A 10376-nucleotide genomic window follows, 5' to 3' on the forward strand; every position below is an offset into this window, starting at 1 on the left:
CGTACACGGCGCCGCCATGGCGCCGGTAGGCCTCGGTCAGCGCGTCCTGGCGCCAGCGGGCGATGGCCACGACGAGGGCGGCGTCGCCGAGCAGGGAGAGGTCGTCTCTCATCCGAGCTCTATTCGCCGCCGCCGGCGCCCGCGGATGTCCACGTGCACTGTCTAGTGAGTGCGGACCATCGGAAGTTGGCCACCGGCGCCCACATCCACGGACCCCCCCGGCGACGAAACCCCAGTGCCCGACGACGGAGGAGGACCGGTGAGCCATCTGAGTCGAAGAGCTTTCCTCACCAAGAGCTCACTGGCCGCAGCGACGGCGGGGCTCCTGGCCTCGGCGCCCGCCACGGCGCTGCCGGGGTTGCTGGCCGGAGCGGGGACCGAGGCCGACGCCGCCGTGGCCGAGGAGGGCGCCGTCGAGCTGGGCGGGGAGCTGGAGGGAACGGTCGTGGCCCACGTGCGCGACCTGACGACGGGCGAGATCAGCATCTACTCCGGAACCCAGGAGACAGTCATCCGCGATCCCGGGATGGCCGCCCGCCTGGCCCGAGCCGCCCGGTGAGCAGTGTCCGACCCCACTAGTTGCGAGGTGAGCCATGTCATCCCATCGTGAGGCCCCGGAGATCTCGAAGGATCCCGCCGCCGACAGCGCCGACCTGTATGCCTTCGTCAGCCCGGACAAACCCGACACCGTCACCATCATCGCCAACTACGTCCCGCTGCAGGGGCCGGCCGGCGGTCCGAACTTCTACGAGTTCGGGGATGACGTCCTGTACCAGATCGACATCGACAACAACGGTGACGGGGTATCCGACATCATCTACCAGTTCCAGTTCAACACGTCGGTCGGCAACCCCGAGACGTTCCTGTACAACACCGGGCCCATCGGCAACCTGGGGGACGCGCACTGGAACCGCCGTCAGACGTACCGGGTGGCGAAGTTCCAGCACCAGGCCGGGCGCATCGTCGGCTCGAACCTGGTGTGCCCCCCGTGCAACATCGGGCCGCTGTCGACTCCCAACTACGAGGCCCTGGCCGGCGCGGCCGTCGGGAAGCTGGCCGACGGGGAGCGGGTCTTCGCCGGCCAGCGGGCCGACGGCTTCTACGTCGACCTCGGCGCCATCTTCGATCTCGGGGACCTGCGTCCGTTCGAGCAGGCCCACAACAAGTTCGGGGTTTCCGTCCCCCCGCAGATGAACAGCCCGGCGCCGGGCATCAACGGGACCAAGGGCCTCAACGTGCACAGCATCGCCCTGCAGATCCCCAAGGCCCTCCTCACCAAGTCGGGTGTCTACCCGACCGATCCCAGCAGCCGCTCGTCGGTCATCGGGGTCTGGACCAGCGCCTTCCGCCAGAAGGTGAGGATGCTCGGGTCCAACGGTTCCCCCACCTACGCCGGCCCGTGGGTGCAGGTCTCCCGGTTGGGGAACCCGCTCATCAACGAGGTGATCATCCCCCTGGGGGACAAGGACGCATGGAACGCGACCGGGCCGGGGACCGACTCGCAGTTCACCCACTACTACAACAAGCCCGAGCTGGCCGGACTGCTCCCGGTCCTCTACCCGGGGGCCTTCCCGAACCTCGACGCCCTCAACAAGTCGGGCAAGCCCCGGGCCGACCTGGTGGCGGTGCTGCTCACCGGGATCCCGCCGGGGGTCGTGCCCGGCTTCCAGAACTCGATGGGAACGACCCAGGCCGACATGCTCCGGCTGAACATGGCGATCCCTCCGACCACGTCGTCACCGAGCAACATCGGGCTGCTGGGCGGGGACGCCGCCGGCTTCCCCAACGGGCGCCGGGTCTTCGACGACGTGACGACCATCGAGATCCGGGCCATCGCCGGGGTGACCTACGCCCTCATCGACAAGTCCTACAAGCCCGACGACGTGGCCACCGTTGTCCACCAGGGCCTGACCAGCGGTCCCAACGACCTAAACGCCGAGGGCACGGCGCAGTTCCTCCCCGGGTTCCCCTACCTCGGCCAGCCCTACGCCGGCTGGGACGTGCCCGCCGACGACACGCCCACCATGGTGAGCAGCTACTGACATGGTGGTGCTCGACATCGGGGCCGGGGTGGGCGCCCTCGTCGTGACCGTGTCCGAGGAGCTGTGCGGGCGCGAGCTGGAGATCAGCCCCCGGGGCCGGCCTCGCGCCCGCAGCCACACGGTGGCCCGGCGCCGCCACGTGCCCACCGGCGCCCTGGTGGCGGCGGTCTTCCCCGCCGTGCCGGTAGGCGACCACGACGTGTGGGCGCCCGACGGGTCGTGGCTGGGGACGGTGCGGGTGACCTCGGGCCAGGTGACCGAGATGGCCACCGGGTAGCGTCCGCCTCCCACGCGACGGGAGGGGCCGGGTGCTGACCGACGAGAAGATCCTGGTGACGGGGCCCGCCGGCCAGATCGCCTTCCCGCTGGTCGAGTACCTGGCCCCGCACAACGAGGTGTGGGGGGTGGCCCGCTTCTCCGAGGCCGGCTCGCGCGAGCGCGTCGACGCCCTCGGCGTGAAGACGGTCGTGGCCGATCTCGGGGACGGGGACATGAGCGGGATCCCCGACGACTTCACCTACGTGGTCCACCTGGCCGCCTACCAGGCCCACTCCCTCGACTACGACCAGGCCGTGCGCACCAACGCCGAGGGCACCGGGCTGCTGCTGTCCCACTGCCGGAAGGCGCGGACGGCGTTGGTGATGTCGACCCACTCCGTGTACAAGCCCCAGGAGGACCCGCTCCACCTGTTCGTGGAGACCGATCCCCTGGGAGACGTCAACGCCGCCCACTCCCCGCCGTACTCGGTGTCCAAGATCGGCCAGGAGGCGGTGGCCCGGACGTGTGCCCGCCTGCTCGGCCTGCCGGTGGTGATAGCCCGGATGAACGCGTCCTACGGGCCCAACGGCGGGCTGCCCGTGCACCATCTCGACGCCGTGGTACGCGGCCAGCCGGTCGTGACCCGATGGGACCCGTGCATGTACAGCCCCATCCACCAGGACGACATCAACGAGCAGCTCGAGGCCCTTCTGGCCGCCGCCGCCGTGCCGGCCGTCGTCGTCAACTGGGCCGGGGACGAGCCGGTGAGCGTGCAGGAGTGGGCCGCACACATGGGAGAGCTGGCCGGCCGCCCGGCCGAGGTCACCGTCACCCCGGTGCCGAACACGCTGCGGGGATCGGTGGCCGACGGCACCCGGCGGCGGTCCTTCACCGGCCCGTGCCGGGTCGGGTGGCGCGACGGCCTGCGCCGCACCTACGAGGCGCGCTACCCGCCGGGCTGATCCCGCCCGGGGCCGCCCGTCCCGGCGCCGGTCAGCGGCAGTCGGAGCACAGCCCGACGAAGTCGAAGCGGTGATCGGTCACGGAGAAGGCGTCCTCCTCCTCCACCGCCCGGGCCGCCTCGGCCAGGGCCCGCTCCAGCCGGGGCGAGGGGCGCACGTCCGCCACCACGCCGCACGAGTGACATACGAGGTGGTGATGGTGGCCGGACAGGTCCTCGCCCAGCTCGAAGCGTCCGTGGTCGTCGGCCCCGCTCACCCGCCGCACCGCCCCGGCTTCGATCAGGACGGTGATGTTCCGGTAGGCGCTGCTCTGGGTCAGCTCGGGAGTGGTGAGAATGATTTCCCGGATGGTGACGGGACGGCCGGCCGCCGCCAGGGTCTCGACCAGGGCCCGGCGTAGGGCGGTGTAGCGCTGCTCGACCCGGGCCAGCAGGATGGCCACCTCGTCGTGCACGCTGGACAGACTAGGAATCATTCTTATTATAGTGTAGCCCATGGAGTCCAGATCGCTGCTGCTGCCGGCGCTGGCGGTCGTGGCTCTGGGGGCAGCCGTCGCCGGATGCGGCCGCGGGCCGGCAGCCGCCGGGTCGTCGGGCGGAGACCACCTCTCGGTGGTCGCGGCGGAGAACTTCTGGGGCAGCATCGCCGCCCAGCTCGGAGGGACCAGGGTGACGGTCACGAGCATCATCACCAACCCGGACACCGATCCCCATTCCTACGAGCCCACCCCTGCCGACGCCGTGGCCCTGGCCAAGGCCGACATGGTCGTCTACAACGGGATCGGCTACGACCCGTGGGTCCAGCAGCTGCTGGCCGCCGACCCGGCGGCGGGCCGGGCCGCGCTGGACGTGGGTGACGTGGTGGGGATCCGGCCCGGCGGCAATCCCCACCGCTGGTACTCCCCCACCAACGTCGGCCGGGTGATCGACGCCATCACCGCCGGCTACGAGCACGCCCGGCCCAGGGACGCGTCCTACTTCGACCGGCAGCGCGCCACCTTCCTCTCCTCCGGCCTGGCGCGGTACCACTCGCTCCTGGCCTCCATCAGGGCCAGGTACGCGGGCACCCCGGTCGGGGCGTCCGAGAGCATCTTCGCGCCCATGGCCCAGGCCCTCGGCCTCGACCTGCTCACACCGGCGAGCTTCCTCGACGCCGTCAGCGAGGGCGGCGAGCCCACCGCGGCCGACAAGGCGACCATCGACAACCAGATCCGCACCCACGCCATCAAGCTCCTCGTGTTCAACAGCCAGAACGCCACCCCTGACGTGCAGGCCCAGGTCGACGCCGCCCGGCTCGCGGGCATCCCGGTGACGGCCATGACCGAGACCCTGACCCCGGCCTCGGCCACCTTCGAGGCCTGGCAGGCGCGCCAGCTCGAGAGCCTGCAGGCCGCCCTGCACCGGGCCACGGGACGATGACCGGCGCCGGCCCGCAGGAGGTGATCTCCGCCACCCGCGCCGCCGTGGCCCTGGGGGGCCGGCGGGTGTGGCGCGACCTCGACATGCAGGTCGACGCCGGCGAGTTCGTGGCCGTGCTCGGCCCCAACGGGGCCGGCAAGTCGACGCTGGTGAAGGCCGTGCTCGGCCTGCTGCCGCTGGCCGCCGGCACCCTGACCGTGCTCGGGGACCGGCCCGGGCGCCACAACGACGCCATCGGGTACCTGCCCCAGCGGCGCAGCTTCGACGCCGGGCTGCGGGTCCGGGGCCGGGACATGGTGCAGCTCGGTCTCGACGGGGACCGCTGGGGCGTGCCCCTCCCGGGCCGGACCGGGCGACGGCGCCGGTCGGAGATCCGGGTCCAGCAGACGATCGAGCTGGTGGGGGCGGGCCCCTTTGCCGACCGCCCGGTGGGAGAGGTGTCGGGGGGGGAGCAGCAGCGCCTGCTGATAGCCCAGGCCCTGGTCCGCCAGCCCCGGCTTCTGATCCTCGACGAGCCCCTGGACAGCCTCGACCTCCCCAACCAGGCCGCGGTGGCGGCCCTGGTGGCCAAGGTGTGTGGCGAGGGGGTGACGGTCGTGATGGTGGCCCACGACGTCAACCCGATCCTCCCCTATCTCGACCGGGTCGTGTACCTCGGGCGGGGCAGCGCCGTCAGCGGGGCGCCGGCCGAGGTGATCACGTCGTCGACCCTCACCGATCTGTTCAGCACCCCGATCGAGGTGCTGCACGCGTCCGACGGCCGCCTCGTCGTGGTGGGCCAGCCCGAGCCCCCCGCCTACCACGCCGACCGGCACACCCACTCCTAGGCCCGGTCGTGTTCGCCTATCACTTCATGGTCAACGCCTTCCGGGCGGGGACGATCGTGGCGGTGGCGGGCGGGCTCATGGGCTGGTTCATGGTCCTGCGCCGCCAGACCTTCGCCGGCCACACCCTCGCGGTCGTCGGGTTCCCCGGCGCTGCCGGGGCGGTGTGGCTGGGGGTGAACGCGGCGTGGGGGTACTTCGGGTTCTGCGGAGCAGGGGCGCTGCTGATCGCCGCCCTGCCCCGCGCCACCGGCGGGGACCGCAGCCACGAGTCGGCGGGCATCGGCGTCGTGCAGGCCTTCGGTCTGGCGGCCGGCTTCCTGTTCGTCAGCCTGTACCACGGGTTCCTGAACGGGGTGAGCTCCCTGCTGTTCGGCAGCTTCCTCGGGATCACCGACGGGCAGGTGCTCACCCTTCTGCTCGTGTGCACCGCGGCGGTGGTGGCGCTGGCGCTGGCCGGGCGCCCTCTCCTGTTCGCGTCGGTCGACCCCGACGTGGCGGCGGCGCGGGGCGTGCCGGTGCGCGCCGTGTCCGCCGGTTTCCTGCTGGCCCTCGGCCTCACCGTCGCCGAGATCAGCCAGATCACCGGGGCCCTGCTGGTGTTCGCCGTGCTGGTCATGCCCGCCGCCGCCGCCCAGGCCCTCACCATCCGCCCCGGGGCCGGCCTGGCCGCGTCGGTCGTGATCGCAGTCGGGATCACCTGGGCCGCCCTGACCGCGGCCTACCACTCGTCGTGGCCCATCGGGTTCTGGATCGCCACCTTCGGCTTCGGCGTCTACCTGGCGGCGTCGGGGTGGCGCCGATGGCGGAGCCGGCGGTGAGCCTCCTGGCCCATCCGTTCATGCGCAACGCCTACCTGGCGGGAACGGCCATCGCCGTCCTGGCCGGACTGGTCGGGTACTTCGTGGTGCTGCGCAGCCAGGTCTTCACCGGCGACGCCCTCAGCCACGTCGCGTTCACCGGCGCCCTGGCCGCCCTGGCGGCGGGGATCGACGCCCGGCTGGGGCTGTTCGCCGCGACCATCGCCGTCGGCGCCGGCATGGCCGTCATCGGGAGGAACGGGCGGGCCGACGACGTGGTGACCGGCACCGTCTTCGCGTGGGTCCTCGGCGTGGGCGTGCTGATGCTGACGCTCTACACGACGTCAAACAGCACCGGGAACTCCGCCGCGGGCGTGAACGTGCTGTTCGGGTCGATCTTCGGGTTGTCAGCGGGACAGGCCCGCTTTGCGGCCGTGTTGGCCTCGGTGCTGGTGCTCGTCGTGCTGGCCGGGGCCCGGCCCCTCCTGTTCGCCAGTGTCGACGACGCCGTGGCCGCGGCGCGCGGCGTCCCGGTGCGCGTCCTCGGCGTCGGGTTCCTCGCCGTGGTCGGGGCCACCGCCGCCGAGGCGACCCAGGCCGTCGGCGCCCTGTTGCTGCTCGGCCTGCTCGCCGCCCCCGCAGGAGCGGCCCTGCGCCTGACCAGCCGGCCGTACCGGGCCATGTGGCTCTCGGCCGGGCTGGCCGTCGCCTCGATGTGGATCGGTCTGGGGCTCAGCTACGCGGTGCCGCGCCTCCCGCCCAGCTTCTCCATCCTGGCCGTGGCCACCGCGGTCTACCTGGCCGCGTCGGTGGGTCCGGCCGTGGCCGCCGTGGCCGGCCGGGCCACCACCGCCTTCAGCCGCCCAGCACCTCCAGCCCCAGCCGGCGCAGGTGAGCGGCAAACAGCTCCGGGTTCTCGAACATCCAGTCGTGCTCGACGGGCGGACCGGCCGCCACGGTGAAGCCGGCGTGCAGGCGCCGGGCGAACTCCCGACCGTCCGACCGGGCCAGCAGCGTGTCGTGGTTGGCCCACAGCACATGGCAGGGGATGCCGGCCTGGACGACCGCCTCGATGTCCGGCTCGCGCTCGCTCAGGAAACCCCACATGGCCGCGGCCGCCAGCTGGCCGGGATGGGTGACCAGGGACTGGAGGAACGACGCCGCCGCACGCGGCGTGGCCATGGCCAGGATCCCGAGGGGATGGCGCAGGGCCTCGCCGGCCAGTCCGAAGCGCTCCTTCACCCCGAGGGTGTCGGCGAAGACGCACTCCACCACCCGCTCCGGGTGCCGGGCGGCCAGACCGAGCTCCAGGCCGCCGCCGAAGGAGTGGCCGAGCAGGCTCACCCGGTCCAGGCCCAGATCGTCGAGGGTGGCGACCAGGGCGTCGAGGGCGCGGGCGAAGGTCCACCTCCCCCCTAGGGCGAAGATGGCCGGGATCACCACCCGCGCCTCCTTCCCCAGCACCCGGGCCAGCCCGAGGTAGGTCCAGGGCTGCATGGCGTAGCCGTGGAGCAGCACCAGGGGCCGGCCCGCGCCGGCCGAGACGCACCCCAAGGGCCGGGTTCCCGGAGCCGGGTCTTGCGCCCGACCCATCTCAATCGTTAAAGTTGATTTACTCACTCGGATTTATGTGTTCAGACGGTACGGGTTCAGAAGGGGAGGGCGGGTGGACGGCTACATAGTTATGGGCAGCGCGGTGGTCGGCCTGCTCGTCGGCCTGACCGGCGCCGGGGGTGGGGCCCTCATGACCCCCATGCTGATCCTCCTCTTCTCGGTCAAGCCGTCCACCGCCATCTCCTCGGACCTGGTGGCGGCCGTGGTCATGCGCCCGGTCGGCGCCGCCGTCCATCTGAAGCGGGGCACGGTCAACCTCGGCCTGGTGACGTGGATGGCGGCGGGCTCGGTGCCCGCCGCCTTCCTCGGGTCGTACCTCCTCCACCTCATGGGTCACACCACGAGCGCCGAGCACAACATCCAGCGGGCCCTGGGCGCCGCCCTCCTCGTGGGCGCCGGGGCCATGGTGCTGCGCCGGGCCCTGGACCATCGCACCGGCCAGCGGAGACGCGGGCTGGTCGGGGAGGTGACGCTGCGGCCCCTGCCCACGCTGGCGATCGGGGTGATCGGGGGCCTGGTCGTCGGGATCACGTCGGTGGGTGCCGGCTCTCTCATGATCGTGCTGCTCATGTTCGTGTACCCGGCCATCGGCGCCAAGCAACTGGTGGGCACCGACCTCACCCAGGCCATCCCCCTCACCGCCGCCGCCGCCCTGGGGGCGCTGGCGTTCGGGCACGTGGCCCTGCCCGTCACCGGCTCGCTCGTCGTCGGCAGCGTCCCCGCCGTGCTGGTGGGCTCGCTCCTCTCGTCCCGGGTCCCCGACCGCATGCTGCGCCCGGTCATCACCTTCGTGATCCTGGCGTCGGGGCTCAAGTACGTGGGGCTGGGCACCCATGCCCTCGGGGTGACCCTCCTCGTCGTGGTCGTGGTGGGGGGCCTGTTCCTCGGGGCCAGGGCGCTGCTCGGAACGGGCTCGCCCCGGACGGTCTCGGTGGCGACCCCCTCTCCGGGAGGGGCGCCAGGCCGCTAGAGCCTGGCCATCGGATGCCGCCCTCTACGAGGCCAAGCGCCGGGACCGCAACCGGGTCGTGACCTGTGCGGCGATCGCCGAGCCCGAGGCGGGGGCGGCCGCCGCCCGGTGAGCCGGGACCTACTTGGACACCGTGATGGTGACGTCGGAGTTGTCGCTGTTGGCGATGGACGTCGACAGGATCGTGCCGTGGGCGCCCGCGAAGCTGCCGGTGCCGCCGGTCAGGTTGACCGTGACGCTCGGGCTGTCGGAGAACGTGATCTTCTGCTGCTCGGCCACCAGCATCGAGTTGCCGAAGGCGATGCCGCCGTCGCACACGCCGGTGCCGGTCTGGCTTCCGGGCGCGACCTGGGTCAGCACGCAGACCAGATGGTCGGTCCCGACGACCGCCTTGCCGTGGGTGGTGTGGTTACCGGTGTAGTCGTCGTCGGACGAGACGAAGTAGTCCCCGGCGGCGGGTGCGGCGTTCTGGTCCAGGGCCTTGCCGTCCGGGCCGAACTGCAGGTCCTCGGTCGTCGACTGGAAGTAGTGCGACGCCTGCGGTGTCGTGGAGACCGTGGGGGCGCCGGAGCCGGAGGGCGTCGACCCCGCCTTGCCGCTCGGCCGGGACACGCTGATCGTGAGGTCGGTGTCGTTGGTGTTGCCCACGTTGGCGCTCGACAGCGTCCCCTGCGCACCCTGGTACCGGCCCGTGCCCCCGGTGATGTTCAGCTTGACGTTGTTGTTGGTGAGATCGATCGACTGGTGGTCGGCCACGAGCATCGAACCGCCGAGATCGATCAACCCGTCGCACAGACCGGAGCCACCGTTGCCCGACACCGCCGTCACCGCGCAGAGCAGGTGCGCCGACCCGATGGTCGTGGCCCCGTGGCTGGAGTGGTTGCCGGTGTAGACGAGATCGGAGTCGGTGAAGTAGTCCCCCACCGCGGGCGGCTGGTTGGGATCGGCCGCCTTCCCGTCCGGGCCGAACAGGCCCTGGCTGCGCGACTGCAGGAAGAAGTGCAGGGCGCTGGGGGTGGCCGACAGGCTGGGACCGGCAGCCGTCGTCGACGACGACCCGGCCGTCACCGATCCCGACGACGAGCAGGCGGCCAGCAGCAGCCCGCCGCCCAACAGAGATGCAGCCAACAGCCTGGTGTGACCCGCCTTGCTCACTCCGCCTCCTCGCCGGCCGTCGGGGCCGGTCCGCCGGACCCAACCTAGGGGAAACACCTGCTGCGCCGGTGCGATGCCTTCCCGCTCCGAGAGGCAGACCGTGCCACGGCCCGGCACCTACGACCCGACGGTCAGGTACGGCATGAGCCGGCGCATCTGGGCCGGGTCCGGGGGCCCGGCCCGGCTGGACCGCCACCCGAGCTGCGGGCCGACCTGCCAGGACGCGAACACCTCGGCGTAGTCGCCCGACCCGAAGTTGTCCTCGCTGCAGGTGCAGCTGGGGAACCAGGAGGTGTAGCCCCGGAAGCCCCGGACCTGACCCCACTGCATGCG

At 72.1% G+C, this 10376-nt stretch carries 13 protein-coding genes; 9 read left to right on the forward strand and 4 right to left on the reverse strand.

Annotated features, from left to right (window positions below):
* The first annotated feature begins 259 nt into the window (after positions 1–259).
* The 4 genes from VFW24_15100 to VFW24_15115 are packed head-to-tail and all read left to right on the forward strand — an operon-like array spanning position 260 to position 3262.
* Positions 260–559: a hypothetical protein gene (locus VFW24_15100; protein ID HEX5268092.1), complete on the forward strand. Its 300-nt coding sequence runs from the start codon at positions 260–262 to the stop codon at positions 557–559.
* Positions 560–593: 34 nt separating this feature from the next.
* Positions 594–2042: a DUF4331 domain-containing protein gene (locus VFW24_15105; protein ID HEX5268093.1), complete on the forward strand. Its 1449-nt coding sequence runs from the start codon at positions 594–596 to the stop codon at positions 2040–2042.
* A 1-nt stretch (position 2043) separates the two neighbouring features.
* Positions 2044–2319 carry a hypothetical protein gene (locus VFW24_15110; GenBank protein ID HEX5268094.1) on the forward strand — a complete coding sequence of 92 codons (276 nt, stop codon included), beginning with the start codon at positions 2044–2046 and terminating at the stop codon, positions 2317–2319.
* 31 nt (positions 2320–2350) lie between these two features.
* Entirely contained in the window at positions 2351–3262 is a 912-nt protein-coding gene (locus tag VFW24_15115; protein HEX5268095.1) for an NAD(P)-dependent oxidoreductase, read from the forward strand.
* A 31-nt stretch (positions 3263–3293) separates the two neighbouring features.
* Here VFW24_15115 and VFW24_15120 read toward each other — a convergent pair whose 3' ends face one another.
* Positions 3294–3737, reverse strand: coding sequence for a transcriptional repressor (locus VFW24_15120; GenBank protein HEX5268096.1), 444 nt, complete (start codon positions 3735–3737; stop codon positions 3294–3296).
* 19 nt (positions 3738–3756) lie between these two features.
* On the opposite strand from VFW24_15120, the gene VFW24_15125 reads away from it, so the two are divergent.
* Genes VFW24_15125 through VFW24_15140 form a run of 4 tightly spaced genes read left to right on the forward strand, consistent with a single transcriptional unit; the run spans position 3757 to position 7266 of the window.
* Positions 3757–4680 carry a zinc ABC transporter substrate-binding protein gene (locus tag VFW24_15125; protein HEX5268097.1) on the forward strand — a complete coding sequence of 308 codons (924 nt, stop codon included), beginning with the start codon at positions 3757–3759 and terminating at the stop codon, positions 4678–4680.
* The gene (locus VFW24_15130) at positions 4677–5507 is read left to right on the forward strand and encodes an ABC transporter ATP-binding protein (protein ID HEX5268098.1); all 831 of its coding nucleotides are present in this window, start codon (positions 4677–4679) and stop codon (positions 5505–5507) included. The genes VFW24_15125 and VFW24_15130 overlap by 4 nt, the downstream gene beginning before the upstream one ends.
* An 8-nt stretch (positions 5508–5515) precedes the next feature.
* Positions 5516–6325, forward strand: coding sequence for a metal ABC transporter permease (locus VFW24_15135; GenBank protein HEX5268099.1), 810 nt, complete (start codon positions 5516–5518; stop codon positions 6323–6325).
* The gene (locus tag VFW24_15140) at positions 6307–7266 is read left to right on the forward strand and encodes a metal ABC transporter permease (GenBank protein HEX5268100.1); all 960 of its coding nucleotides are present in this window, start codon (positions 6307–6309) and stop codon (positions 7264–7266) included. Before VFW24_15135 ends, VFW24_15140 begins: the two co-directional genes overlap by 19 nt.
* Here VFW24_15140 and VFW24_15145 read toward each other — a convergent pair.
* Complete coding sequence (locus VFW24_15145) at positions 7160–7858, reverse strand: alpha/beta hydrolase (GenBank protein HEX5268101.1); 699 nt, start codon at positions 7856–7858, stop codon at positions 7160–7162. The two genes, VFW24_15140 and VFW24_15145, sit on opposite strands and share 107 nt — an antisense overlap.
* 112 nt (positions 7859–7970) lie before the next feature.
* Between VFW24_15145 and VFW24_15150 the strand changes: the two genes are divergently transcribed.
* The gene (locus tag VFW24_15150; GenBank protein HEX5268102.1) at positions 7971–8888 is read left to right on the forward strand and encodes a sulfite exporter TauE/SafE family protein; all 918 of its coding nucleotides are present in this window, start codon (positions 7971–7973) and stop codon (positions 8886–8888) included.
* 120 nt (positions 8889–9008) lie between these two features.
* Here VFW24_15150 and VFW24_15155 read toward each other — a convergent pair whose 3' ends face one another.
* Positions 9009–10043 (reverse strand): hypothetical protein, encoded by a 1035-nt coding sequence (locus tag VFW24_15155; GenBank protein ID HEX5268103.1) that lies wholly within the window; start codon positions 10041–10043, stop codon positions 9009–9011.
* Positions 10044–10160: 117 nt separating this feature from the next.
* On the reverse strand, positions 10161–10376 hold a 216-nt coding region (locus VFW24_15160), incomplete at its 5' end, for a hypothetical protein (protein ID HEX5268104.1).

It is taken from the genome of Acidimicrobiales bacterium (genome assembly GCA_036273495.1).
In the GTDB taxonomy this organism is placed as follows: Bacteria; Actinomycetota; Acidimicrobiia; order Acidimicrobiales; family JAJPHE01; genus DASSEU01.

Bases quoted from the DNA above. Each gene is read 5' to 3' on its own strand.
- VFW24_15120 (HEX5268096.1), bottom strand. From the start codon at position 3,737: ATGATTCCTAGTCTGTCCAGCGTGCACGACGAGGTGGCCATCCTGCTG.
- VFW24_15125 (HEX5268097.1), top strand. From the start codon at position 3,757: ATGGAGTCCAGATCGCTGCTGCTGCCGGCGCTGGCGGTCGTGGCTCTG.
- VFW24_15110 (HEX5268094.1), top strand. From the start codon at position 2,044: ATGGTGGTGCTCGACATCGGGGCCGGGGTGGGCGCCCTCGTCGTGACC.
- VFW24_15105 (HEX5268093.1), top strand. From the start codon at position 594: ATGTCATCCCATCGTGAGGCCCCGGAGATCTCGAAGGATCCCGCCGCC.
- VFW24_15130 (HEX5268098.1), top strand. From the start codon at position 4,677: ATGACCGGCGCCGGCCCGCAGGAGGTGATCTCCGCCACCCGCGCCGCC.
- VFW24_15140 (HEX5268100.1), top strand. From the start codon at position 6,307: ATGGCGGAGCCGGCGGTGAGCCTCCTGGCCCATCCGTTCATGCGCAAC.